A 25,527-nucleotide genomic window follows, 5' to 3' on the forward strand; every position below is an offset into this window, starting at 1 on the left:
TTAGGGTTTAGGGGCAGCTGCTACTATTTTTAATAATTCATCATCAGGGTGGTTTTTAACTACGCATTGGTTGTCCAATATCATTGTTGCACCATTTTCGGCAGTATATGCCGGCCAGTTAGGTAATGATGGCGTATTCGGGTTGCCGGTTTTGGAAAAATTTATCCATGCGCTGCTTATTTTATCGGCAAGGGCATATGCTTCCTTACCGCCGCCGGTCATTTCCTGGCAACGGGCTATGTTATTAAACTGAAAAGCAATATCCATACAGTGCATGGCTTTATACATACCTCCATTTACGGGCGATTGCCAGGTAAACAGGTACATATACACCGGGGCCGCGCCACTAACAGCCTTTTCATTGGCCTGTTTAATGGCTAATGAGCGGAAGTTAAATTCAATGTCGGTATATTCTGATGGTTTTGAGATTGTTGGATACGCTTTTTGAGCAGCAGCGATATAAGCGTCGGTTTTATCGCCGTATTTCTTTTGCAGGGCAGTCTTTAACTCATCCATTGTTTGGCTTTTGGGGCCGGGAACAAATGGAGCAAACTCGTTTTTGGTAGTGCCTACCAGCAGCGGAACATTTTTAGACAATGCCTTGGCGGCAGCATCAGAGGGCTGATAAGGCAGAAAATCGCCGTCTAAAGCAGGGCCCCAGCCGTTCATGGTTCTGCCTTCTTTCTTTAAATCGGCTGAAACCTTGCGCATTGCTTTTTTACCCGCTTCGTTCAGTACATCATAAGGCAGTTTTTGAAGAGAATCAACCTGTGAAGGCTGCAGGTGAAGTTCTTCCAATAATGCAGCGGCAATTTTTTGGGTAACCGGTTTTTCATTAAAATTGGTGATATAGCTGCCGCTTTCAACAATGGCATTTTTAAATAAACCTTTTACTGATGGCGCGTTCATTAAACAGGTAACCTTGCCGCCGCCGCCCGACTGCCCAAAGATGGTCACATTATCAGGATCGCCGCCAAACTGGGTTATATTTTGTTTTACCCATTCCAGGGCCAATTTCAAATCAAGCAGGCCCGCGTTTGCAGAGCCCTTATATTTATCACCATAGGCTGAAAGATCAAGAAAGCCCAAAATGTTTAACCGGTGATTTACCGACACCAGTACCACATCTCCCTTTTTAGCCAGGTTTTCACCATCATACGATGGAAGCTCAATTGATGAACCGGCAGTAAAGCCGCCACCATGCAGCCAAACCATTACCGGGCGTTTTTTGCCATCGTTCAGTTTCTGTGTCCATACATTGAGCGACTGGCAGTGTTCATTTGAATAACCCAGATCATGCTGAAAGGCAAATTCAAATTCGTCGTTAACAGTTGTAGTTGGATCGGTAGGACAAACCGGACCGTAAGTTTTTGAACTGCGTACATCTGTCCATGGCGCAGGTTTTTCGGGCGCCATAAACCGGTCGGCTTTGGCGTAGGGGATACCTTTAAATGTAAAAATGCCATTGTGAAGATAGCCTTTTACTTTTCCGCTTTCGGTTGATGTTACAGCCACATCGTTCCCGGCGACAACTGGTTCGTTGCTGCTTTGGCAAAACGCCGTTACGGGTAAAAAGCAAATGAGTAAAAGCAGCATGAGGGTACTGTTTTTTTTCATGATTGTATTTGGTTAAATTGGTTTAAACTTCGTGATCCGAAACTGGCTTCCGGAATTGAAAGATAGCTAATTACCAATAATTGGCGAGGATCTTTATCCACTGGTAATAGCTATTGTGTAAATATAACACAATGGATTAGCCAAATACAACTATATCATACTTTTTACTTTAAAAAAATTTCAGCTGAAAACGTAGTTAATTTAATATAATTATAATCCATAGCTATCCTTATACCGCTGCATCGAAGTTTCAAATATTTCCATCGCGTTGCCCTCGATATCCTGGTTTTCAAATGCTCCATACACAGTATCAAAATTAAGCATGGATGCTTTTTGATATGCTTTGACAAATTCTTCCTTGGCGAGTAATATAATATTAGGATAGCTGTACATAATAGCCATATGCCGTTTGCTTCTGGCTATATTAAATGTATCACCACAAAGCATAGTTCCATTAGGTGTAAAGCCTGCAATGTGCAACACACAGCTGCCCGCAAAATGACCGCCGATATGTACTACGCTTATGCCATCCCAAAGTTGTGTGGTGTTACCACCCCATAAGTAGATATACGGAGAATTAAAAGGTATCCATTCGGCGTCATTTTGGTGTATATAGATTGGGCAGCCAAATTCGGCGGCCCAGTCATTCATATTACTATAATAATGCGGATGTGAAAACGCGATAGCTTTTAATCCGCCTTTAGCCCGGATAAATTCAATTGTAGCATCATCCAGGTACGGAATACAATCCCACAAAATGTTACCTCCCGGAGAGATAAGGAGCAGGGCCCTTTGGGCAATTGCAAAGTCTGGTTGTATTTTGAGTGCATACAGATGTTTATTTAACTGTGTTATTTTGATGGTGCGGTTCTTAAGTTCGGCTGGCGTATTCCATTGCTGTCCACTCTCCGGAACGTATTGTCGATCATCGGTACAAATTGGACAAAATTGGGGTGTTACCGGCCCGGCTAAAAGCTGGGTGCCGCATGTGCTACATATGATGGTTTTATTCATTGTTTTATAAAGTGTTATTTAGGGAGATGATTTTAGATCCGGTAAGCTATTTTAGCCAATGCTTTGATCTGTTCCAAATCGGAAGCAGGGTTGAGGTGGTTGCAGTTACCTGTTTGTTCAACTGTTTCGGTCACAGGTTTTTTAAACGTAAGCTTCCCATACTTTGAAAGATTTACAAGCAATACGCTGAGCAAGATCACAATTAACCCCAAAAACTGCATTAACGAAATACTTTCATGTGCAAAGCAAACCCCAAGTAATACGGCGATAACCGGATTTACATACGAATGGGTGCTCACCTGCGTTGCAGGCCTTACCTGCAGCAGCCATACATAAGCGCTGAATGCCCCAATTGATCCGAATATGATAAGGTAAACGATAGCCATCCATGACTGAGCCGGAACAGTAGCGAGATCAAATCCGTTAAACTCCTGGTGAATAATGGCAGCCGGTACAAAAGCCAAACCGGCAATGATCATTTGCCAGGAAGTATTTACCCTTGCCGGAGCTGTACCGCCCCGCTTTTTTGAATATAATGATCCTGCCGACCATGCGACAGGACCAGCCAGTAACAATAGTAATCCTGTTAATTTTGCATGGTCCATAGTACCGGTAACTGATTTTAGGAAGGCTTCACCAAAAAGGAGCAGGATTCCTGCAAAGCCGATGATGAGGCCGAATATGGTCGATTTATTTTTTAGGTTTACCCGCCAGTTAGCTTTATCTAATATGATGAACCATATCGGGTTCACGGAAACCATAATGGCAACCATGGCACTGGGGATATTGCGCTCGACCCAGATCACTATACCTGTAGCTATGAATAGGGTAAGCAGCCCGCAGATACCGGAGGTAATGATATCGCGCTTAACAAATATGTTGTCGCCCTTAATGTAGCACCAGCCAAGTAATAAAATACCCGCGGTAAAAAAACGAAATGCACCCATCAGCATGGGAGGGAAGCCCTGAATTGCCATTTGTATAAAGAAATAGGTTGACCCCCATACTATATAAACAGTAGCAAAGGCTATGATCACTAAAAGGGGGAATGCTTTTGTATTTGCTGTAATTGCCATGATTATTTTATTGGTTAAAGATGTTTGCTGATTTTAATTGGTTTGCAATGATTGGTAAGCCGTAAGCTTTTTGTTCACAATACGTGAGGCGAACCATTTATCCAAGCTCCATGAATATTGGGACGTCCCGGCCAGCAGAAAACTTGCGGCGCTCAAAGTAAACACTGAGTAACCTAAAGGCGATTCGACGCCGAAGGAAATTGCCATCGCGATAGCAAAACATAAACTAAGGATACCGCTGCCGATAGCTGCCACGCGGGTAAATAAGCCAAGGATGAGTAATATGCCAAAACCGCCTTCGCCAATGGTTGCAATAGTTGCCAGCGGATTTATGATGCCATTGGGCAGGAAACTCATTACCTGTTTGGCATAGGCAATAAAATGTTTCCAGTCGCCCCAGCTAACGTGTGCGTGACCGTTTGGGCCAAATAAGCCGAGGCGGTCGGCTACTTCCCACAGGTAGCTTACTCCAATGGCTAACCTTAGGTATATGGATGATATTTTTTGATTGAGTTGCATAAGTTTTATTTTTTTGATGATCAAAAATACCATGCTTTTGGACTATACTTGTAGTCCAGAAAATAGATTAAAGATAGTCCAGGATGATGCTCATTGAAAGTTTATTAAGTGTAGATAAAAGCAGCCAGGTGCCTGTGTATTTGCAAATTAGCAACGGTATTATCAATTATATCAGGCAGGGGACCTTAAAACCAGGCTCTGCGCTTCCTGCCAGTCGTGTGTTGGCAGCATCGTTAAACGTACATCGTAAAACAGTAGTAGCTGCTTATGACGAACTTTATGCGCAAAGCTGGGTTGATGTTATAGCGCGTAAGGGGATTTACATAGCTAAAAACCTGCCCGATGTTGCACCCCGGCCTATTGAAAAAGCTGTTCTGAAACATAGCCTGGCAAATGAAACTTCGTTCAATGTTGATGACAACAGGATCAACCCTCAGCGCATGTTTGTGGAAATGCCTGATGGCAATATTACATTTACCGAAGGGTTTCCCGATACCCGCATTGCGCCTGTCGACCTGATGGTGCGCGAATACAGACGGATGGCAGGTTATCATTTTACGCATAAATACCTGATGTACGGGCTGGAGCAGGGTTCCGAAAATTTAAGGAACGAACTTGCCCGTTTTTTGGGTGAAACCCGTGGCCTGCATGTAACACCTAATGATATTTTAATAACCAAAGGCGTTCAAATGGCACTTTACCTGTGCGCACAGGTACTGATTAATAAAAATGATATTGTAATTGTAGGTAACCCAGGCTACAGTGGTGCAAATGAGGTGTTTGAGCAAGCCGGTGCCAGGTTGGAATTTGTCCCTGTAGATGAACATGGTATTGATATTAATGCCGTTGAGACTATTTGTAAAGCACAAAAGGTACGTATGCTGTACGTGGTGCCGCATCATCATCAGCCTACTACAGTAACGCTGAGTTCGGAGAGGCGTATGCGTTTACTCGAACTGGCAGCAAAATATCAGTTTGCCATTATTGAAGATGATTACGACTTTGACTTTCATTATACAAGCGGCCCTATTTTACCGCTGGCCAGTGCCGATTATTATGGAAACGTAATATATGTAGGTTCATTTTGCAAAACCATTGCGCCGGGCATCCGCATTGGTTTTATGGTTGCGCCGGCAAATTTTTTACGCCAGGCCACCCGCTTACGCAGACTGATTGACCGCCAGGGGGAGCACCTGTTAGAAGAAGCTATGGCAAGTTTATTAAAGAATGGAGACATTAGCAGGCACCTGAAAAAAGCCAATAAGCTGTATCACGAACGGCGGGATATTCTTTGCAAATTACTGCAGGAGCAATTGGGCGATTATATTTCCTTTAAAATACCATGTGGCGGTTTTGCCATATGGGTTAAATACCTCCATGATCTGGACACTGCCGTTGTTTCAGAAAAAGCTAATGAACTGGGGCTGTCTATAGGTGCGGGACATGATTATTATTATGATAAAACATTTAAACACAGCTTTGTACGAATAGGGTTTGCCTCATTAAACGAAAAAGAAATGCATGAAGCGGTAAATATCTGGAAAAAGGCCATTCTTAAATGCCTTCCAAAAGTTTAAAAGTTTGGCATAGGGATTAAACGCCATAATAGGATGAATTTGCTAAATGTTATGTCATGCTTTGGCAGCTACTGTCATGCTTTTAAGTTAGAGATTTTCTGCCAAAATTTGCGTTTGTCATGCCGGTGACAAATTGTCGGTTAATTTTTTTAAAAAAGCTAAGACCTATAATATGTAAAAATCAGGGAATAGTTTTTTTACAAAAAAAAGTTTGGCGATGAGTTTTTATAGCCGCAAAGCAGGCTAAGAAATTAATGAGCGAAATAATTTTCTCCAAAAATAAATTTGTGCTTGTTTGCCCGCTTTTTTTTAAATAATTCGGCGAAAAACAATTTTTCGGCTTTTTTTGCCTCGATTTAAGCCCATTTTTTTTCGTTATGCGCAAAACTCTGGGTTAAATTTAATAAACACCAGTTTTTGAAGGTAGTTTCAAAGAAAAAATCCATTTTGAAAATGACGTTTTTGAGCTTAAAGTATTGATTTATAGGGCTTATTTTTTAATGGCATGTTTTTAGCCGAACCGGTGACAGGAATGATACAATTGTTCTTGCATCCCTGCCACAGCATACCTGTAGGAACGGTTGTATTTCCTGAAAACATTGTTAGTTCAGTAATTAAAACATTAAAAAAATTAAAGTTATGTTAACCGTATTAGAAGTTGCCCTTTTCTTAGCTGTTATTATCGTTCCATTAATCCCTGCAAGAAAAACTGCAAAATAATTGGACATTAAAACCAGTTAATGAATGGGCGGCCTTTGGTTGCCCATTTTCGTTTTTATAACATTTGTGATCAGTCGTACTCATTGCTAACCAATCTGCTCCGCGTTTTTTCCGTCGCTTCCAAAACCCCCTTCTTTCCCAATTTGCTGAATTTTTTATTTATATATAATGTTACCTGTGGTAGTAGTGATGTAGTGCTATAATAAAAGCATCAGATCATGCTATCGGATAGATTTGTGCATCAATGATCCATTGGATTTATACCAGTGCTTTATAAACGAGGTTGGCATTTGGCATGCACGGCGATAATATTTTATATACCGCAAGCCATAATTCACTATTTTCCAGAAAAATTAAATGAAAACTCTTAAATAAGCATGCAGCAATTACCCAAACGCCTTTTATCAATAGATGTATTGCGTGCGATTACTATGCTCCTGATGATATTTGTTAACGATGCGGGCGGTGTACAGCATATTCCCGAATGGATAGACCACGCCAAAGGTCTTGAAGACAGGATGGGTTTTGCTGATACTATTTTCCCGGCGTTTTTGTTCATTGTGGGCTTGTCGTTACCATTTGCCATTAATAACAGGATCAAAAAGAGTGATAGTACGAGACAGGTGTTATTTTATATCCTGGTGCGCAGTGCGGCGCTGCTCATTATGGGTTTTTACCATGTAAACCTTGAAGAATATAATTCATCGGCGGCATTAATTCCGAAGGCTGCATGGGCACTGGTTATTACTATGGCATTCTTCCTGATCTGGCTTGACTATCCGGAATCTATGGCAAAGACTAAAAGATATGCCTTGCAGACATTGGGAATTGCTATGCTGATAGGCATGGCGGTGATTTATAAAGGTGGCGAAGATGGCGAGGTACGGGGTATGGAGCCTTCATGGTGGGGGATATTGGGTTTGATAGGATGGGCATATTTGGTTTGTGCTTTGATATTTTTCGCAGTTAAAGGCAAATTGAATAGCCTTATCGTAGCATGGATAATGTTTGCCGCCATTAATATTTTGGCACACTCTATATTAAAGATAGAGGTGTTGCACGACGAAACGATGGTAGCCATCGCAGGAAAAGATGTTACAGGCGGTTTCCTCGGCAATGCTATTATCTTTTTAAAACCGTTTTGGATAATCAACGACGCGTCAACAATGACTTTAACTATGGGAGGCGCGGTAATATCGGGGATCTACGCCAAATTGGTTGAGCAGGGTAAAACGCAACATATTTGGGGCACACTGATTGTCGTCGTTATTTTATTCCTGATAGCAGGTTTTGCTTTAAGGCCTTATACCGAAGGTGTTTCCAAGATCCGTTCAACACCTGCATGGGTATTCATTTGTTCCGGAATTACCACGTTAGTTTTTTTGATGCTGATATATATGGTAGATGTTAAAGGAAAAATAGATGCCTTTAACTGGATCAAACCGGCAGGTACCAGCACACTAACCTGCTACCTGATCCCGTATTTTCAGGTGTTTACACTGGAACTGTTCCAAATTAACTATCCCGGCGTTATCAATAACGGATTTCCGGGACTATTGCGCTCTTTTCTGACGGCTGTGATCATCGTTTTATTTGTTGGATTACTTGAAAAGAAAAGATTGCGCTTAAAAATTTAATTATTATACATACCTAAAATGTCATGGCAACAATTTCATCATTATTGTAACCATGGCTGGTGAAATATGCCGGGAGATGTTGGTGAAAAAATGAGTGCTTACTTGATGCGGCTATCAGAAACTTGGATTAAAAGAACCTTGAAAGCATCTTCAAAAGAGGCCCCCTGAAATCAGGCGGCCTCTTTTAGGTTTAGGCTGATTATAATAAAAGCTACTAATTATAATTGCGTTCTTTGGCATAATCGGCAATCAATGTGCCCGCATTGGCGTCAGGCAAAACCTCGCAATTAGGATGTAGCTATACTAATGATGTCGGGATGTCCGTACTTACACGGCCAGGAATAGCCTGTTTAACAATTTTAACTTTACGGCAGTCCCGTAGACTATATTTCATGTTGGATTTATATAAGAGATGAAATTTTATATTCTGCAATTATCAGCCAAACTTTACTCAATTGCTATTTGGAAGCCACTACAATACCACTACTATTATGTTATCGATAAAGTGCTACGTGGTCATTAGCCCAAAGTCGTAGTTTCTAAGCACAGAATTTTAAAAACGACTTTTCACACCCCACTTAGCACTTGCCGGGTAATCGGCGAAGGTAACTTTGTAACAAATTGAGGTGTTTAATCACGGTAGAGCTAATGTAGTGGCATAAAAATATCCGGTCGAAACTTAATCTTTTAGCTTTGACCAACATTGCAAAACCATCATGCTTAAACCGCAGGGCAATTTCTTAACTTTATATATGAGTCTGAAAAAACACATCAATATCCTGTTTAAGGCCACCGCCTTGTTTTGGTTCGGTCTGCCGATTTTTGTACAGGCACAAAATATTAAAGTGGTAACCAATCACGTTGGTTATGAAGACAACAAGACAAAACATGCCGTTATAGTTGCCGACAACCGTCTTACATTTACATCATTTAACCTCATTGATGCAGATAAGGGTAAAGCTGTATTTACCGGAAAGATCTCTTACAGCGGCCCGGTTGGCAAATGGAAAAAATTTGAGTTTTGGACTCTTAATTTCAGCAGTTTTACCGTGCCGGGGACTTATAAAATTCAATTCGCTTCACCTAAAGGAATAATTTCATCATACCCTTTTACCATTGGCAAAAATGTGCTTGAAAAAGCTACTATATCCGATGTAATATATTATTTTAAAGGGCAGCGCAGTTCGGGCCTGCTGGATAAGGCCGATCATCATCTGGTATTACCGGGCACAACGGATACTATTGACGCGCACGGCGGTTGGTATGATGCCACCGGCGATTATGGCAAGCATTTGTCGCATTTATCATTTTCCAATTATTTTAATCCGCAGCAGATCTGTTTAACAGCCTTTAGCCTGTTTAAAACATATGAGCTGCTAAACGCCCGCCCGGGAACTGATTTCCGCCAGTTTAACCGCAGGATTTTAGACGAAGCCATGTATGGCGCTGATTATTTAGTGCGGATGCAGGCTAAAAATGGCTCATTTTATCGCTCTGTGTCATCGCCCGGCCCCGGGAAATTGCCTAAGGATAGGGTGATCCAGGCAGATGAAGGCAATTACCGGATTAAACAAACCAAAGACCAGTCGTTTACCAAAACCACCGGGGGCAAAAACTGGCGTGCTTATCAGGTCAGTTACCGATCGGGCGGGGGGATTGCTATTGCGGCGCTGGCTATGGCTTCGGCTTATCAAGCGTCGGGTGAGTTTAGTAACGCCGATTATCTGAAAGCTGCCGAAAATGCCTTTGCTTTTCTGGAAAAGGAAAACCCGCAAATGGACTATGATAAAAAAGAAAATATCCTTGATGATTATTGTGCGCTGAGTGCCGCTACCGAATTATACAAAGCAACTCACAAGGATATATATAAAGCTGCTACAGAAAAGCGTGCTAACAACCTGCTTAACCGCCTAACCTCATGGAATAAATACCAAAATTTTTGGCGCGCTGACGATCGCGACTGGCCTTTTTTTCATCCATCAGATGCTGGCTTGCCTGTAGTAAGCCTGTTGTATTATTATCCCTATGCTTCTGCGGATCTGCAGGCAAAGATCAAAACAGCAGTAAGAAAGTCAATGGAATTTGAATTGGCTATTACCCACGAAGTGAACAATCCCTTTGGTTACAGCCGCGAACTGGTGCAGGATACATTGGGCAACCGGCACAGCGCTTTCTTTTTCCCGCATGGCAGTGATGCTTCACCCTGGTGGCAGGGCGAAAACGCGAGATTAGGTTCAGTAGCCACTGCTGCACGAATGGCTGCCAGCCTGTTTAAAGATGATAAGACTTTCCATGACCAGCTCTCCGGCTTTGCGATAGATCAGTTGAACTGGATCCTGGGCCTGAACCCCTTTGACGCCAGTATGCTGCAGGGCACAGGACATAACAATCCGGCGTATGGCTTTTTTGGCACGTTTGAATATACCAACGCACCGGGCGGTATTGTAAATGGCATTACTTCAGGGTTTGATAATGAGGATGATATTGATTTTAATATCCCTTATGTAGTGTCAGGTAAAGATTCCGACTGGCGCTGGGCCGAGCAATGGCTTCCACACACGGCCTGGTACCTGCTGGCAGTATCGACGAGTGATTAATTGTAAACCATATCTACTATGAAGGAGTTTAAGATCAGTTTGTGTTTCATCTTCGGGTTACTGTTGGTTTTGCCGATGTTTTCTTTCGCCTTTGATGAACATAAAACACTGGCGATAGGAGCAGCGGCACCCGATTTTAGTCTGCCCGGTATTGATGGCAAAACTTACACTTTGCAGTCGTTCAGAAATGCTAAAGTGTTAGTTGTGGTTTTTATGTGCAACCATTGCCCTACCTCGCAGGCTTATGAAGACAAGGTAATCAAACTAACCAGCGACTATGCACCAAAGGGAGTTGGTGTGGTAGCAATCAATCCTAATAATCCTGCCTCATTGCGCTATGATGAATTGGGCTACAGTGATTTAGGCGATTCATTTGAAGAGATGAAAATACGTGCGAAAGATAAAGGCTTTAACTTCCCATATCTGTATGATGGCGAAACCGAATCAGCTTCCAATAAATATGGCCCGGTTGCTACCCCTCATATTTTTGTTTTTGATAAAGACAGGAAGCTGCGTTACAATGGACGAATAGATGATATGGAAAACCCTGCCAAAATACCTAAATCATTGGATGCTCGTAATGCTATTGATGCGGTACTTGGAGGCAAAGAAATAGCAGTACCGGTTACCAAAACCTTTGGCTGCTCAGTTAAATGGGCGGAGAAAATGAATTGGATAGATAAGGCGCAAATTCAATGGGCAAAGGAGCCGGTAAAACTTGATACCATTAGCGCCAGCGGAATTGCAATAGTGGTAAAAAATCATTCGGATAGGTTAAGGCTTATCAACCTTTGGGCTACCTGGTGCGGCCCCCGCGTTGCGGAGTTTGACGATCTGGTTACCCTAAACAGGCTTTACCGCGACAGGGGACTGGAATTTGTAAGCATCAGCGCTGATGACCCGGCTAATAAAGATAAAGCTCTGAAGTTTTTACAACGCAAGCAGTCATCAGGTATCAACTACATTTATACAGGCGATGACAAATATAAAATGATAGAGGCAGTAGACCCTAAATGGCATGGAGCTTTACCTTATACCATGCTGATTGACCCGGATGGGAAGGTTGTATACAGCCATCAGGGCGCTCTCGATCTGGAGGAAGTTAAGAAAGTGATCTGGAATAACCCGATGATGGACAGGATCTATAAATAAATCATCAATGCAGAAATTATCGATATGAAAAAAATAGCCCTGATCTTCAATTTTTGCCTGTTAACTGTCATCAGCGCGTGGGCACAAAACGCCCCGCGTTTTAAAGTAATAGCTCTGTATGAAAACGGGGGGCATCATATTGAGTATTCAAAAGTGGCAAAAGTATGGCTGGATAAGCTGGCTGCTGATAGTAATTTTTTTGTCGATTATATTCAAAGTACTGATGGAATTGATGATGCTTTTTTGTCTAATTATCAATTATTTATTCAGCTGGACTACCCGCCGTATGCCTGGAAGGAAAAAGCCGTAAAAGCCTTTGAAAAATATATTGATGAGGGTAAAGGAGGCTGGATAGGTTTTCATCACGCAACCCTACTGGGCGAGTTTGATGGTTACCCGATGTGGAACTGGTTCTGGAATTTTATGGGGGGGATCCGCTATAAAAACTATATAGCTACATTTGCCAAAGGTACTGTCAATATCGAAGATCAAAGCCATCCGGTAATGCAAGGCGTTTCACCATCTTTCCTGATTCAGAAGGAAGAGTGGTACACTTATGACAAAGATCCAAGGCCTAATGTACATGTGCTGGCCTCGGTAGATGAATCAACCTATGAACCTAAAGACGGCATTACTATGGGTGACCATCCTGTAGTATGGATTAACCCCGGAAAAAAAGCCCGGAACGTTTACATCTTTATGGGACACTCGCCAGTGCTTTTTGATAGTAAGGATTATACCAGGCTTTTCAGCAATGCTATATTCTGGGCTGCCGGAAAATAAATACGAAAGTAGCCGGGATTGAGCAAAAGCATTTTTAAAACAAGATGCCTATCGGGGCAGCACTTGTTCGATGTTTAATAGTAGCTGGAAAATAGTGAAATCTGGAAGCAGTTTTACCCGGATTGTTTAGTAACCTCCATCAAAAAGTCGTATAGGTTAGTTTCGGTAGCTAACTGCAGTTTTTTGCGTACCCGGTAACGGCTGATCTCCACGCCTTTCAACGAAATATTAAGCAACTGCGCTATCTCCTTTGATGAAAGGTTTAACCGCAGGTAAGCACACAGCTTCAAATCGGTTGAGCTTAAACCGGGGAATTTGGCTTTCATGGTGGTTAAAAAGTTATTATGCACCTGGTCAAAATACATGGAAAAGTTGTCCCAGTCATCATCACTTTTCCCGGTATCGTTTAATAATTTAAACACACCCCTGAACTGGTATGATGCATCAGGGATATTAAGTTTTTTGATCAATATCATCAGCTCGTCCTTAATATTGAGCAATAGTTTTCCCCTGTCAACCATTTGCATGGTTAAGGTAGCCAGCTCCTTATTTTTATGAGATAGTTCGGCTTCAAGTTTTTCGTTTTTAAGAGCTATGATCTCTTTATCATTCCTGTCAAGTTCAAGACTATGGAGGTAGCTGAGCCTTTTCTGTTCATCTGCATGGCGTTGTTGATACAGCTCGAAACGTTTTTGCTGTGCCTTTATGCCGATATAAACAATGCAGGCAATGATCAGGAAATAAGCCAGGTAAGCCCAAATAGTTTGGTACCAGGCCGGCTCAACAATAAAAGTATAATTGACAGCAGCAGATGCAGTGCCCAAATTATTACGGGCCTTTACCGAAAACGTGTATTTGCCATAAGGAAGGTTGGTGTAATCCTTCTCTGTTTTAACCGACCATTGTGACCAGTCTTTATCAAAACCTATCAATTTATAGCTAAACTCTTCATTGCTTTTTTGTGCGAACAGGGTAGATGTATATTCAAAATGAAAGGAATTCCAGTGGTTGGACAGCGAGGCAATAAGTTGCGTGTTTTGTGCTGATGCGATCCGGTTGTTTTTAACAAAATATCCTCCAAAAATAAGGCTGTCTTTTTCAGCTATAGCTTTTACTGTAGTAAGCAATACCTTGAGTTTGTTGTTGGAAGATACATACTGTCGGTAATTTAAATGAAATACGCCATTGTTTGAGCCGATAAAGATGTTCTCCATGTCGTACGGATAAATATACTCTGCCCCCTTTACTGTTTGCCCGGCCAGTTCAGGGAAATAGATCACCTTATAAGATACGTTAGATGATCTTTTGCCAAAATCAATTACGCCAACCCGCTGGTTGCTGATAAACCAGATATTACCCTTATTGTCTTCTGTAAGGAACTCGATTTTTGCTTTGCCAAATATAGGTTTGTAAAAAACAGACCGAGCAAAGTCACCCTCGGTGACATTATACTCATAAGCACCTTTTTCGGTGACAGCGATTACTTTGTTTTTAATAAAATACACATGATTATTCAGCGCCGATGGTAAGCCGCTTTTTTCGGTATATTGTGTATAGCCAACTACCTTTTTCCTGTCGGCGGATAGCTGCACTTTAAAAATGCCCCTGTAGGGGTGCGTTGCCCACACGAAGTTGCCCTTATCCACCGCGAGGTTTCCTAACGATTCATAAATACCATTTATTTTTCCTTCAAAGGTAAATCCGGCACCATTGTATTTTAAGAGTTGAAAGCCGGTGTAAGTCCCCGCTATCACATCTTGAGTAGCAGGGAAAGCTTTCACCATCCACGCCCCCGGGCCGGGAGTAATCAGTTTAGCCTGGTTATCGTCTACCTGTAAAACACCATCCTGATGACCGGCCAATAAATGCCCGTTAATTTGCGTAAGGCTTAAAACCTGTCCTTTAGTGTTTGGCACTTCTGCAAAAGCACCTGTGGCCGTGCTGATATCTTTTTGCTGCGCGCCTATCGGTACAGCATATAAGCCGTTCGATGTTCCGATGAACAGTTTATTGTTGAAGATACTTACCGCATTGCTTTTTACCAGGTTTTCGCGATTGGGATAAATATTTTTAACTGAAGTGTTATAACTGATAAAATCGAGCCCATTTTCCAGTCCGAGCCATAAATTACGATCTCTGTCTAACAATATACCATGCACATTATTGTTTTGTAACCCCTGATTGTTGGAGAACTGGTCTATCGGCTTGCCTTTGCCATCAATAATAATCAGCCCTTTTGCTGATGTACCAATGGCGTACCTGTCGGTGCCAATTTTTTGAATGAAGTTTATAAGATCAGTAAGCAGGATTCCATCAATAGCCGTGTTTTTTTTAACCAGTGACGAGCCAGCGACGATAAAGAGGCCATTTTTGCGGGTACTTACCAGTAAGGTGTCTTTATTAAACTCAGTGATGCCGGTGATGCTCAGCGCCGTTGTGGGTTGTTGAACGGAGGCTTGCCAGCGCGAATCTTTAAAAATAACCAGTCCAATAGCTTTATCATAAGCAAACAATTTACCGCCGGCCTGGTTTAGCAGCATCCAGCCACCGGGTGCATCAAAGGTGTGCATGGTATTGTTCTTCAGCTCAAAGATACACTCTATGGTCCTGAAGAACACCTCATTATTATGGATAACGATATCCCAGATATCGGCAAACTGCCTTGCTTTTTTGGGCAGGAGTTGTTTAAGCGAATGAAATTTGAGGATGCCTGCATTGTCAGGAAAAAAATAGCCTACTTCATCCTGTCCGCCAACATAAATACGTCCCCAGGCATCAATAGCTACAGATTTTATGGCGCTTTTATTAGGAAGCGGATATGTTTTCCAATAACTCCCGTCGAATGTCAGCAGGCCTTCATCATTGGCAAAATAAAGAATCCCATTCTTATCTTGTTTAATATTCCAAATCTCGCTCCCTGCATTATATTCATTATGCGTGTAGCTTTTGATAGCGGGTGTCCCAATGGTTGTTTGAGCAGAAGATGCGCAGATCGACATGCGCAGAACAATAACAAATAGTATGCTTTTTTTCATTAACGGTTTTCCTGGCGAGGGTTAAAACCCATTGATAATTAGTATTGCCCGGCAAATGCGAGCCTAATTAACAGCCGTAAATTAATCAACATTTTACATATAATATGTAGTTCGCTAATATTGCTAAGCGAAAAAAACGCATATGTGGTAAACCTGCAATAGATTGCGTAGTGGTATTGTAGAGGCATAGACTATCTATAAAACCAAAATAGCAATTCTCCATTGTTTGGCTGTCAAACATCTGCAGCGGCATAGAATAGCATGACCTAAGCTAAATGCATAACTGCATACAATGCTGCCCCTGATATCGCAATCCAAAGCGCTACTCCCTGCAGAAGCGGCTTCAACCCAACCGATGCCAATACCCTGCGTGAAAGGCCTGCACCTATTAAAAATAAGGTAAGCGTTAAACCAGCTTTTGCTATGTTGACTATAAACGGGCTTACCGACTTTATAACGGGCACATAAGTATTAGCTATCATAGCCAATATGAACAAGCCAATAAAATAAGGAATGCTTACTTTTTTCGATCGGTTCCTGAACAGAAAGGTAGATAGAAATGCTACCGGGATGATCCACAGAGCCCGGGCCAGTTTAACAGTAGTGGCTACTTCAAGCGCGTGAGCTCCGTATTTACTTGCTGCACCCACTACTGAGCTGGTATCATGTATGGCAATAGCGCACCATAAACCAAACTGCGTTTGTGATAAATTAAGATAATGACCTATCAGCGGGAAAACAAACAAGGCTATTGAGTTGAGGATGAATACGCAACCTAATGCTACAGAAATCTGCTTTTCTTCGGCTTTAATAACGGGCGAAATGGCTGCGATGGCACTCCCGCCACAAATAGCGGTTCCTGATGAGATTAAAAATGATGTCTTTTTTTCGATGTTTAGCCATTTGCCCATTAGTGTACCAAAGAGTAAAGTTCCGGTTATGGAAGCGATGGTAAACAGAATCCCTTCTTTGCCGGCTTGCAATGCGCTGTGTACATTCATGCCGAAACCTAAGCCTACTACTGACACCTGTAATAAAATATGGGTTGCCCTGTGATTAAGGTGCAGATAGGGATGACCGGAACATTGCGCTACTACCAAACCCAAAAACAATGCTACTGCCGGGCTCATAAAAGGCATCAGGCATAATACAATACAAACTGCGAATATAATTTTGCGGGCATTTTCATTGATATTCAATAAAAGGCCGCCGGTATTGTTTAGTTGATGTTGGGTATTCATTTTTCCTTTGTTTTAATGATACAAAGGTGTGAGGAATTACCGCTGGTTTTTTATCATAAAACGCAATCTGTGATAACTAAAAGTTATTATGAACTCTTAATAATTTAATGTGCCAAATACGCCGTTTTGATAATCGGATAATGCCTGCTCAATTTCTTCGGGTGTGTTCATCACAAAATTATCCTTAGCTGATACGGGTTCGTCAATAGGTTCTGCTGAGAGGAATAATACCTGCGAATCTTCGGTAGCCATCACTGAAATCTCTTCGTTATTTTTTTCAAATACGATTAGATTATATTGGTTGATGGTTTGTTCATTTACATTAACACAGCCATTTATAATATAAAGTAATGCCCAGTAGCCGGGTATGGCTTCAAAGTTTGCCTTTTTACCTTCGGCTATTTTTCCAACTATAGAAATAACCGGGGTGAAGTTTTTGATAGGTCCGGTTTTGCCCTCATAATCTCCGCTGGCCAAACTGAAGTCGAGGCCTTCACCAATAAGTACTTTCGGTAGTTCGCTTGCTTTGGCCGACTGGTAAAAAGGCTCATCCCACTTTTTACTTTTAGGCGCATTGATCCAAAGTTGAATAAGTTCCTGAACGCCACCCTGCTGCAGTAATTCGGCAGTGGGGCCCTCGCTGTGCATAATACCTTTGCCTGCAAACATCCATTGTACATCGCCGGCTTTGATGATCTCATCGTTACCCGCATTGTCTTTATGGTAACCTTCGCCCTGCAGCATAATAGTGTAAGGGCTAAAGCCTCGATGCGGGTGTGGATGGATGCGCAAGGTTTGACCGGGCGTTATTATCTCCGGCCCCATGTGATGCAATACAATGAACGGGTTTGCAAACCTAAAATCTTTATGGGGCAGCGGTTGGCGAACGGTTTCTTCGGCAGGAATTTTCTTCTCACGACCGGCGAGAATATGAGTGATGACTTTTTTCATTAGGATGATGTTATCGGAATAAAAATAGTTTATTCAGCACATAATACAGCTTGCCAACAAGAAAATTACTGTTGTTTTACTTGCTCATTGTTAACCGCACCAGATACTGCTTAAATTCATCCTCCAATAACACCTCCATATCAAATTCTGCTTCTGCAACGATGGGCTCAAGTGTTTTTTCATCAACATATAGCCAACGGAACCAGTCAGTTTTTTGGCGATTGTATTCATATTGATAAAGTAGCTCACCGTAATAACCTTTTTCCGGCAGGCCATCTTCATATAAATAAGTGATATCTGATGAATCAAATAAGATTTGCCCGCCTGGCTTGAGCAGCAGTTTAATGTGTTGTAAAAACACCTTTAGGTTTGCAAGCGTTCCGGTAAGGCCAATCCCGTTCATGAGCAAAAGCAGGGTATCGTATTTACATTCGTCATAAACAAAAATGTTACCTTTGATTACTTTGTTTACTTTGCGCAGTTTCATTACATCACAGGCTAACGGGGAAATATCAAGCGCGGTGCAATCAAAGCCACGTTGCTGCAATACTAAAGCATGACTGCCTGCTCCTGCGCCAATATCCAGCACGCTTCCGCGGCATTCGTTCATGGCCAGCCATTCTATATCCGGCATGTCATCCTCATCCCTGAAGTAAACATCAATGGGCATCTCCTCTTTAGGTCCATATTGATTATTGATCCAAAGTTTATGGTTAGCTGATTTATGATAATGATCATGTATGGCCTGGCCCAGTATATCTTTCATGTGCCCAAAAGTATGAATTGAAAGTTTAATTTAGCGCCACATTAATCCCTTTGATCGACTATGTGGTTAAGTTATGGTTTGCTGGCACTTATTTTAGTAGCTGGTGTAGCATACAGTATATCGGCCCGTAAGCTAACTGTTATAGCAGCATTAACCGGTGCCGCTGTTGCCATCCTGGTATTTGCCGGTGCCTGCTTTACAGGTTTAGCCATGATGACCACCTTTTTTATCTTAGGCTCGGCGGCTACCTCAGTGCAAAGCAAAGTTAAGCAGGATTTAAATGCGGCGGAAAAAGGTGGAAGAACAGCCGGACAGGTTTTGGCCAATGCAGGTACCGCTGCCTTATGCGGAATTTTGATCTTCGTTTTTCCGGCCCAAACTCAAGTTTTACAATTGATGATTGCCGCCAGCTTCGCTTCGGCAACAGCCGACACATTGTCATCGGAGTTAGGGACGGTTTACGGAAAACGTTTCTTCAATATTATAACCCTAAAGCCGGATTTACGCGGACTTGATGGGGTGATCAGCTTAGAGGGTACTTTAATTGGCGTAATTGGCTCAGTTATCATTGCTGTTGTTTATGCCATAGGAATGGGTTGGACAGCGGACCTCATCTTGATAGTTGTTGCCGGCATATTGGGGAATGTAGCCGACTCTGTGTTAGGTGCTGTATTAGAAAGAAAAAATCTGATCAACAACAATACCGTTAATTTTTTAAATACCCTGATAGCCGCTTTGTTTATGTTGTTGTTGTACTTTGTTTTATAATTTAATCTGTAAATAAAAATGGTTCCTATCCTGATATTGATCGTTGTTGCGTTGGTGGTGTTCGTTTTCCTCAATAAAAAGAAAATGGTAAATGAAACGCCTGCTGCCACATTGAATTATAAAGCGCTTTTAGAATTGCACATTCCATATTATCAGCACCTTGATGCTGATCGAAAACTGTTGTTTGAGAGAAAGGTTGCCGGACTTTTAGCGGATATTACTATCGAGGGTGTTGGTACAACGGTAAGCGATGCTGATAAAGTAATGATAGCTGCCAGTGCCGTGATCCCGATATTTGGCTTTAACGATTGGAAATACCGTAACCTCACCAACGTGATCCTTTACCCAGATACTTTCGACAGCGAGTTTCGGTTTGAAGGAGAAAACAGGAACATTTTAGGAATGGTAGGCTCAGGATATATGAACGGGCAAATGATCCTGTCGAGAGCGGCGTTGACAAAAGGTTTTAGTAAATCGGCAGGGAAAGGGAACACGGCTATTCATGAGTTTGTACACCTGCTTGATAAATCGGACGGGGCTACTGACGGTGTGCCCGAAAGTCTGCTTGCTCATGAATATGTAATGCCGTGGCTGAAGATGATTCACCAGGAAATTCACAAAATAGAAGCGGGTCGTTCTGATATTAATCCATATGCAATAACCAATGAAGCCGAGTTTTTAGCCGTTGTTTCCGAGTACTTTTTTCAAAAGCCAAACGAGTTGAAACATAAACACCCCGAACTGTATGATATGCTAAGCACCATCTTCTTGCAGGATCTGGCTGATAATGATGTTGCCTGATCAAAAGCTCAGGCCAAGCTGCCCTAACGACTCATGCTGAACAACCGTATTGCTGATATAATAAACCGGCGTTTCCTCGTGCCTCGAAGCTACGATGATATTGATACCATCGGCACAATTGGTAAACAAATCTTTCACCAGTTTAGGGTCGTTGTTATTTTTAGATAGGTGTGAAAGCAGCAAGTGGGTCATGTGCGGTGGGCGGTGTGTTGTAAATAACCCCAGGGCCTGCTTGTTTGATAAATGTCCTTTTCCCCCGCGGATGCGTTGTTTTAAATAATAAGGGTAACCGCCTTTATCAAGCATGTTATCATCGTAATTGGCTTCCAAAAAAGCGGCGTGGCACTGGCTAAAGTAGCGGATCAGTTGGTCGCACACTATTCCCAGGTCGGTAAACACGCCTACCTTAACATTGCGACAGCTTACAATAAAGCTATGCGGCTCAGACGCATCATGCATTTTGGGGAAGGATGTTACTTCGAGGTCACCAATAACAATTGTTTGAAATGCGGTAAGGTGATGGACCTTAAAATGATCAACACCGCTAAGGTGCATCAACGTGCCGGGGGTGATGTAAACCGGCAGCTGATATTTTTTGGCTAATACCGGTATACCACGAATATGATCAGAATGTTCATGCGATACAAAAATGGCTTTTACCTTTTGCATGGACAAGCCCAGCCGGGTCATGCGTTTTTCAGTCTCGCGGCATGAAATGCCCACATCAACCAATATAGCCTCCTGGTCGTTCCCTACGTAATAGCAATTGCCATTACTTCCCGAATTTAATGATGTAATGAATAAAGACATTGCAATGCAAAGTAAACTATTTTGGTGTTATTATTTTAATCCTAATGATTTTAGCATTCAGAAAATCAGCATTTTTTTTTGACGCTATAAAAACCTGCTTATATTTAGCCATGGATTCACCGCAAACTTTACCCGTACTTGATGCAGAAGAACTACGTGTGCTTGGTACTTTAATGGAAAAGGCCAAAACCACGCCCGATTATTATCCTATGACCCTTAACGGATTGGTGGCCGCCTGTAACCAGAAAACATCGCGCAAACCTGTTGTTAATTATGACGATGATACTGTTATCAATGCGCTAAACTCATTAAAACGACGGGGGTTGACATCTACCGCTACCGGTGGTTCTATTCGCAATATTAAATACAAACACAATTTTGCGATAGTTTTCCCGGTGATCCCGTCAGAAGTAGCACTGATTTGCCTGTTGATCCTTCGCGGTCCTCAAACACCCGGTGAATTGAATACCAACAGCGGCCGCATGTACGAATTTGATTCGATAGAAGAAGTACAGGAGATCCTGGATAAACTAGCTGGCGGCGAGACGCCTTACATTGTACAGTTGCCAAAACGCCCCGGCCAAAAAGAGGTTAGATATGCCCATCTATTAAGCGGAACACCCGAAATTAACGATGATGATTTTGCAGATGAGCCAAGTGGTCGCCCATCTTCATCAGTAATGGAGGCCCGTTTAACAAAAGCCGAACAGGAAATTGCCGAATTGAAAGAAACCGTGGGCAGGTTGATGAGGGAATTGGGAGTGGAGTAAAAATTATGGTCTATGGAACTTGTTTCAACACCTCATTTGCTAAGCCGCCTGCTAATCTGGGCGTCTGCCTGTCCTGTGGGGTGCTGAAATAAATTCAGCATATGGTGCAGTTTTTTCATGGCTATATTTCTTTTAAAAATACTTCCATTACATCCCGCAAAGCCCTCTCCGTTTGCTCATCTGTAATATTCCCATTCACATCTATTTTACTCCTGATAAAAGGAATAAGCAAAGTTGCTCCTGCTGTTACTTTTGCTGAAAGCGCCCCAAGTGTCAGCAGCAATGCAGCGTGAGCATGACTGCCAACTGATGACGCGGTAACTAAAGCTACAGGTTTATCAACCAACGAACCGCTCGAAACCATCCAATCCAACATATTTTTAAGCTGACCGGGAACTCCAAATGCATACTCAGGTGTACAAATGATAATGCCTGATGCATTTTTAATTAATTCTCGCAATTCTGCAATTGCTTCTGGTGGATGTTCATGATCCAATCCCGGATCAAATGGCGGGATATCTGCCAGTTTGCCGTACACAAAAAAGCTTATATCAGTTGGAACCAATCCGCTTAAAAATTGAAGGATTTTATGATTAGATGATCCCGACCTTAAACTGCCGGAAATGGCGAGGATATTACCTTTATAATTCATGAAGCAGACGTTATTAAACCAAACTTACGAAGTTTTGGAAACTTCGTAAGTTTTCGGAATGTCATATAAAGGATGCTAATCAAAAGCTCCCCTTCAGGGGGCTGGGGGGTTATACGAATGACAAAATAAACGCCGAACCTTTACCTTCGGTTGATTGTACCTGGATATTGCCCTTGTGCAACAGCATGATCTGTTTACACAGGCTTAGGCCAATACCGCTGCCTGTTTTACGGGTACTGAAGAAAGGGATAAAGATTTTGTCGAGCAGTTCGGGTGGCATGCCTAATCCGTTATCGATAACTTTTACAAAGGTTTTTCCACCCTGAATCTCAGCTGTAAGCGTTATGCGCGGTGTTTCGCGGTCTTTTACAGCTTCAATAGCGTTGACCAGCAAATTGATCATCACCTGTTCGATGAGGTTAATATCGGCTTCAATGGCAAGTGTCGGATCGCGCAGGATGATCTCCAGTTCTATCTTCTTTTTCTCCAGTGTAGGCGTCATCAAGCTGTTGAGGTTTTCAAAGATATTACGCACCATGATCTTGTTCAGATCAAGTTTGGTGATCTTATTGAGGCTGCGGTAGCTTTCGGTAAACTTAAGCAGGCCTTCGCTGCGGCGCTTGATGGTATCGATACCGAGCTCAATATCTTCCAAATCGCTATGAGGCAGGCTTTCGGCAATATCAGGGCTTTGCAGGCGGTTCTTGAGCGTATCCGCCAGTGAGGAAATAGGAGCTACGGAGTTCATGATCTCATGCGTCATTACATTAAGCAATTTCGACCACGCTTTCGACTCCGTTTCGTCCAAAGCTTCGTTCACGTTTTGAAATGCTATTAGCTTGTATAGTTTATCATCGCTGCGCATCAGGCTCGCATTCACTAATATTTTAACCTGTTGCTGGTTACGGGTAACAGTGATAATCTTACTATCTCCGGGTTTGAGTTTAATAAGTTCAGCATACAATGATGGCTCACGCTTTTCAAGTGAGTGCACAGTCTTAAGATAAGGTACGCCTATAATGGTTTTAAAAGCTTCATTGATCCAGCCGGTTTCGCCGGTTTCTTCTTCGTAAGATAAAATGCCGGTATCAACCAGCTCAAGGATTTTTTGCAGGTAATGATATTGTGTTTCGCGTTCGCGGCTTATCAGTTTAAATGTGGTATTGATATCGTTAAAACCTTTACGCAGGGGCTTAAGCTCATTGGGGGCCTTGCGTACATCAAAATGGCGGGAAAAATCACGGTAATGGATCGACTCTACAAATTGATTTACTTCGTCCTGTGCTTTTTTCTGAAAACGGATCATATCCACCACCGAGTAGGCAACCAGCGGCAACAGGATCACGAGATACAACAGCTGATTAAGGCTTACTATGACAAAAGCCGTGACGGTAAGTACAATCAGCAATAAAAATACACGCAGCAAAAGCCGCCACTCGTAACGGTTAAATATCATATTTACTTAGTCTTCGGTATAAGGCGGTGCGGGTGAGGCCAAGTTCTTTGGCTGCGCGGGTAATATTGCCATTGTGTTTTTCAATAACCCTTAATATAGCGTTCTTTTCAAGGGCGCTTAACGGAATATTGTCGGCATCAACCACGCTCTCTGTTGATGTTTCCAGTATTGAAAAGATCAGGTCGTCGGGCCTTAAGGTATTGTCGTCGGCCATAATCACTGCACGTTCAATAGTATATTGTAATTCACGAACATTGCCCGGAAAATTGTATGATTTAAGCTTGTTAATAGCTGCCGTATCAAAGTCCATTGATGGCTTAAGATATTTACTCGCGTACAATTTCGCAAAATGGCGAGCCAATATTACAATATCCTCATTACGACGGCGTAGCGGTGGCATATTGATCTCGACAGTATTGATACGATAGATCAAATCCTTACGGAACTTGTTTTCGTTTGCCAGTTCGCTCAAAGGCACATTGGTAGCGCAAATGAGCCTGATATCCACATCAACAGGTTTGTTGGTGCCCAAACGGGTTACCTGGCGGTTTTGTAAAATGGTAAGCAGCTTGGCCTGTTGCTGCAAACTGATGTTGCCAATTTCATCTAAAAATAAAGTACCGCCCTGGGCTTCTTCAAAACGCCCCATACGGTCTTCCCGGGCATCGGTAAAGGCGCCTTTTTTGTGGCCGAAGAGCTCACTTTCAAACAGGGTATCTGTTAACGCGCCAACATCTACTTTAATAAAAGGTTTATCAGCGCGGAGCGAACGTTCGTGGATAGCCTTTGCCATAAGATCTTTACCGGTACCGTTCTCTCCAAGGATCAGGATATTGGCATCGGTAGGGGCTATCTTGTTCACCTTATAAAAAATATCCTGCATCACGTCCGATTCACCAAGGATAGAAGTGTCTCCCGCGGTGCTTTTTACAGGGGTTTTGGTGGTTTTTGTTCCACCTTCTTTTTTATCCAAAAGATCTTTTATCGTATTTATGAGCTTTTCGTTGTGCCATGGCTTTACCACAAAGTCATTTGCTCCTTCTTTAAGCGAACGGACAGCCAGGTCAATATCACCATAAGCCGTTATCATAATTACGCAAACATCAGGCTTCCATTCTTTTACCTTGCGCAGCCAGTAAAGCCCCTCATTGCCCGTGTTAATTGCGCTGTTGAAGTTCATGTCAAGCAAAATCAGATCAACCTCGTTACGTTGCAGCAGCCAGTTCAGGTTTTCGGGGTTCTTTTCGGTGATGATTTCACGGGCTTCGGGTTTTAGCAAAAGTTTAACCGCGGTAAGTACGTCCGGATCGTCATCAACAATTAAAACGGTGGCTTTTTTTAGTATCATTTATTTTTAGTTAATAGTTCATAGATAATTGTTCATGGTCTTCAAAACGATGCCACTTGATCATTTAAGTTCAAAATAAAAATAGCATCTTATTTATTGAGGGTGTCAATTTAATAAAAGTTATAAATTTAAATTAAATTGTATCTCTTTACCGAAGCTGCCTAAATAAACTTTTAGCATTGTTGCCATCAACTATGAACTATACGCTAAAACCATTTAACTATGAACAATAAATTA

Annotated in this window: 20 protein-coding genes; 8 read left to right on the forward strand and 12 right to left on the reverse strand. The window is 42.2% G+C overall.

Annotated features, from left to right (window positions below; all coding sequences use genetic code 11):
* The 4 genes from IEX80_RS02665 to IEX80_RS02680 all read right to left on the reverse strand — a co-directional run bounded on the left by IEX80_RS02665 (position 1) and on the right by IEX80_RS02680 (position 4,226).
* Positions 1–1,617, reverse strand: a complete 1,617-nt coding sequence (locus IEX80_RS02665) for a carboxylesterase/lipase family protein (RefSeq protein ID WP_188831849.1) — start codon at positions 1,615–1,617, stop codon at positions 1–3.
* 210 nt (positions 1,618–1,827) lie between these two features.
* On the reverse strand, positions 1,828–2,631 hold the full coding sequence (locus IEX80_RS02670; protein WP_176624438.1) for an MBL fold metallo-hydrolase: 804 nt from the start codon (positions 2,629–2,631) through the stop codon (positions 1,828–1,830).
* 32 nt (positions 2,632–2,663) lie between these two features.
* A complete protein-coding gene (locus IEX80_RS02675; RefSeq protein WP_188831850.1) occupies positions 2,664–3,707 on the reverse strand; it encodes an EamA family transporter in 1,044 nt (347 codons plus the stop codon).
* 33 nt (positions 3,708–3,740) lie between these two features.
* On the reverse strand, positions 3,741–4,226 hold the full coding sequence (locus tag IEX80_RS02680) for a DoxX family protein (protein WP_175489928.1): 486 nt from the start codon (positions 4,224–4,226) through the stop codon (positions 3,741–3,743).
* 83 nt (positions 4,227–4,309) lie between these two features.
* On the opposite strand from IEX80_RS02680, the gene pdxR reads away from it, so the two are divergent.
* The 5 genes from pdxR (at position 4,310) to IEX80_RS02705 (ending at position 12,692) form a co-directional block, all read left to right on the forward strand.
* Entirely contained in the window at positions 4,310–5,803 is a 1,494-nt protein-coding gene (pdxR, locus tag IEX80_RS02685) for a MocR-like pyridoxine biosynthesis transcription factor PdxR (protein WP_188831851.1), read from the forward strand.
* A gap of 1,097 nt (positions 5,804–6,900) precedes the next feature.
* Positions 6,901–8,160: a DUF5009 domain-containing protein gene (locus IEX80_RS02690; protein ID WP_188831852.1), complete on the forward strand. Its 1,260-nt coding sequence runs from the start codon at positions 6,901–6,903 to the stop codon at positions 8,158–8,160.
* 752 nt (positions 8,161–8,912) lie between these two features.
* The gene (locus IEX80_RS02695; RefSeq protein WP_188831853.1) at positions 8,913–10,757 is read left to right on the forward strand and encodes a glycoside hydrolase family 9 protein; all 1,845 of its coding nucleotides are present in this window, start codon (positions 8,913–8,915) and stop codon (positions 10,755–10,757) included.
* A gap of 18 nt (positions 10,758–10,775) precedes the next feature.
* Positions 10,776–11,909, forward strand: a complete 1,134-nt coding sequence (locus tag IEX80_RS02700) for a redoxin family protein (protein WP_188831854.1) — start codon at positions 10,776–10,778, stop codon at positions 11,907–11,909.
* Positions 11,910–11,933: 24 nt separating this feature from the next.
* Entirely contained in the window at positions 11,934–12,692 is a 759-nt protein-coding gene (locus tag IEX80_RS02705) for a ThuA domain-containing protein (RefSeq protein ID WP_188831855.1), read from the forward strand.
* Between the two features lie 113 nt (positions 12,693–12,805).
* On the opposite strand, the gene IEX80_RS02710 is transcribed toward IEX80_RS02705, so the two are convergent.
* From IEX80_RS02710 to IEX80_RS02725, 4 genes are all read right to left on the reverse strand, one after another.
* Complete coding sequence (locus IEX80_RS02710; protein ID WP_188831856.1) at positions 12,806–15,727, reverse strand: helix-turn-helix and ligand-binding sensor domain-containing protein; 2,922 nt, start codon at positions 15,725–15,727, stop codon at positions 12,806–12,808.
* 266 nt (positions 15,728–15,993) lie between these two features.
* Complete coding sequence (locus tag IEX80_RS02715) at positions 15,994–16,968, reverse strand: YeiH family protein (protein WP_188831857.1); 975 nt, start codon at positions 16,966–16,968, stop codon at positions 15,994–15,996.
* A 96-nt stretch (positions 16,969–17,064) separates the two neighbouring features.
* A complete protein-coding gene (locus IEX80_RS02720; protein ID WP_090525320.1) occupies positions 17,065–17,919 on the reverse strand; it encodes a pirin family protein in 855 nt (284 codons plus the stop codon).
* A gap of 76 nt (positions 17,920–17,995) precedes the next feature.
* Complete coding sequence (locus IEX80_RS02725) at positions 17,996–18,685, reverse strand: class I SAM-dependent methyltransferase (RefSeq protein WP_090525322.1); 690 nt, start codon at positions 18,683–18,685, stop codon at positions 17,996–17,998.
* A gap of 60 nt (positions 18,686–18,745) precedes the next feature.
* Here IEX80_RS02725 and IEX80_RS02730 point away from each other — a divergent pair, with 60 nt between their 5' ends.
* The gene (locus tag IEX80_RS02730; protein ID WP_090525324.1) at positions 18,746–19,453 is read left to right on the forward strand and encodes a DUF92 domain-containing protein; all 708 of its coding nucleotides are present in this window, start codon (positions 18,746–18,748) and stop codon (positions 19,451–19,453) included.
* 18 nt (positions 19,454–19,471) lie between these two features.
* Complete coding sequence (locus IEX80_RS02735; RefSeq protein ID WP_090525326.1) at positions 19,472–20,254, forward strand: M90 family metallopeptidase; 783 nt, start codon at positions 19,472–19,474, stop codon at positions 20,252–20,254.
* On the opposite strand, the gene IEX80_RS02740 is transcribed toward IEX80_RS02735, so the two are convergent.
* Positions 20,255–21,064, reverse strand: coding sequence for an MBL fold metallo-hydrolase (locus IEX80_RS02740; protein ID WP_090525328.1), 810 nt, complete (start codon positions 21,062–21,064; stop codon positions 20,255–20,257).
* A 110-nt stretch (positions 21,065–21,174) separates the two neighbouring features.
* Here IEX80_RS02740 and IEX80_RS02745 point away from each other — a divergent pair, with 110 nt between their 5' ends.
* The gene (locus IEX80_RS02745; RefSeq protein ID WP_090526209.1) at positions 21,175–21,834 is read left to right on the forward strand and encodes a YceH family protein; all 660 of its coding nucleotides are present in this window, start codon (positions 21,175–21,177) and stop codon (positions 21,832–21,834) included.
* A 121-nt stretch (positions 21,835–21,955) separates the two neighbouring features.
* Here IEX80_RS02745 and IEX80_RS02750 read toward each other — a convergent pair whose 3' ends face one another.
* From IEX80_RS02750 to IEX80_RS02760, 3 genes are all read right to left on the reverse strand, one after another.
* Positions 21,956–22,486: an NADPH-dependent FMN reductase gene (locus IEX80_RS02750; protein ID WP_090525330.1), complete on the reverse strand. Its 531-nt coding sequence runs from the start codon at positions 22,484–22,486 to the stop codon at positions 21,956–21,958.
* A gap of 109 nt (positions 22,487–22,595) precedes the next feature.
* The gene (locus IEX80_RS02755) at positions 22,596–23,942 is read right to left on the reverse strand and encodes a sensor histidine kinase (RefSeq protein WP_090525332.1); all 1,347 of its coding nucleotides are present in this window, start codon (positions 23,940–23,942) and stop codon (positions 22,596–22,598) included.
* Positions 23,932–25,290: a sigma-54-dependent transcriptional regulator gene (locus tag IEX80_RS02760; RefSeq protein ID WP_090525334.1), complete on the reverse strand. Its 1,359-nt coding sequence runs from the start codon at positions 25,288–25,290 to the stop codon at positions 23,932–23,934. The genes IEX80_RS02755 and IEX80_RS02760 overlap by 11 nt, the downstream gene beginning before the upstream one ends.
* Positions 25,291–25,527: the final 237 nt, after the last annotated feature.

It is taken from the genome of Mucilaginibacter rubeus, assembly GCF_014643835.1.
Classification (GTDB): domain Bacteria; phylum Bacteroidota; class Bacteroidia; order Sphingobacteriales; family Sphingobacteriaceae; genus Mucilaginibacter; species Mucilaginibacter rubeus.

What these genes read in the sequence shown, in the direction of transcription:
- IEX80_RS02665 (WP_188831849.1), bottom strand. Translation starts at nt 1,617, where the DNA reads ATGAAAAAAAACAGTACCCTCATGCTGCTTTTACTCATTTGCTTTTTA.
- IEX80_RS02670 (WP_176624438.1), bottom strand. Translation starts at nt 2,631, where the DNA reads ATGAATAAAACCATCATATGTAGCACATGCGGCACCCAGCTTTTAGCC.
- IEX80_RS02675 (WP_188831850.1), bottom strand. Translation starts at nt 3,707, where the DNA reads ATGGCAATTACAGCAAATACAAAAGCATTCCCCCTTTTAGTGATCATA.
- IEX80_RS02680 (WP_175489928.1), bottom strand. Translation starts at nt 4,226, where the DNA reads ATGCAACTCAATCAAAAAATATCATCCATATACCTAAGGTTAGCCATT.
- pdxR (WP_188831851.1), top strand. Translation starts at nt 4,310, where the DNA reads ATGATGCTCATTGAAAGTTTATTAAGTGTAGATAAAAGCAGCCAGGTG.
- IEX80_RS02690 (WP_188831852.1), top strand. Translation starts at nt 6,901, where the DNA reads ATGCAGCAATTACCCAAACGCCTTTTATCAATAGATGTATTGCGTGCG.
- IEX80_RS02695 (WP_188831853.1), top strand. Translation starts at nt 8,913, where the DNA reads ATGAGTCTGAAAAAACACATCAATATCCTGTTTAAGGCCACCGCCTTG.
- IEX80_RS02700 (WP_188831854.1), top strand. Translation starts at nt 10,776, where the DNA reads ATGAAGGAGTTTAAGATCAGTTTGTGTTTCATCTTCGGGTTACTGTTG.
- IEX80_RS02705 (WP_188831855.1), top strand. Translation starts at nt 11,934, where the DNA reads ATGAAAAAAATAGCCCTGATCTTCAATTTTTGCCTGTTAACTGTCATC.
- IEX80_RS02710 (WP_188831856.1), bottom strand. Translation starts at nt 15,727, where the DNA reads ATGAAAAAAAGCATACTATTTGTTATTGTTCTGCGCATGTCGATCTGC.
- IEX80_RS02715 (WP_188831857.1), bottom strand. Translation starts at nt 16,968, where the DNA reads ATGAATACCCAACATCAACTAAACAATACCGGCGGCCTTTTATTGAAT.
- IEX80_RS02720 (WP_090525320.1), bottom strand. Translation starts at nt 17,919, where the DNA reads ATGAAAAAAGTCATCACTCATATTCTCGCCGGTCGTGAGAAGAAAATT.
- IEX80_RS02725 (WP_090525322.1), bottom strand. Translation starts at nt 18,685, where the DNA reads ATGAAAGATATACTGGGCCAGGCCATACATGATCATTATCATAAATCA.
- IEX80_RS02730 (WP_090525324.1), top strand. Translation starts at nt 18,746, where the DNA reads ATGTGGTTAAGTTATGGTTTGCTGGCACTTATTTTAGTAGCTGGTGTA.
- IEX80_RS02735 (WP_090525326.1), top strand. Translation starts at nt 19,472, where the DNA reads ATGGTTCCTATCCTGATATTGATCGTTGTTGCGTTGGTGGTGTTCGTT.
- IEX80_RS02740 (WP_090525328.1), bottom strand. Translation starts at nt 21,064, where the DNA reads ATGTCTTTATTCATTACATCATTAAATTCGGGAAGTAATGGCAATTGC.
- IEX80_RS02745 (WP_090526209.1), top strand. Translation starts at nt 21,175, where the DNA reads ATGGATTCACCGCAAACTTTACCCGTACTTGATGCAGAAGAACTACGT.
- IEX80_RS02750 (WP_090525330.1), bottom strand. Translation starts at nt 22,486, where the DNA reads ATGAATTATAAAGGTAATATCCTCGCCATTTCCGGCAGTTTAAGGTCG.
- IEX80_RS02755 (WP_090525332.1), bottom strand. Translation starts at nt 23,942, where the DNA reads ATGATATTTAACCGTTACGAGTGGCGGCTTTTGCTGCGTGTATTTTTA.
- IEX80_RS02760 (WP_090525334.1), bottom strand. Translation starts at nt 25,290, where the DNA reads ATGATACTAAAAAAAGCCACCGTTTTAATTGTTGATGACGATCCGGAC.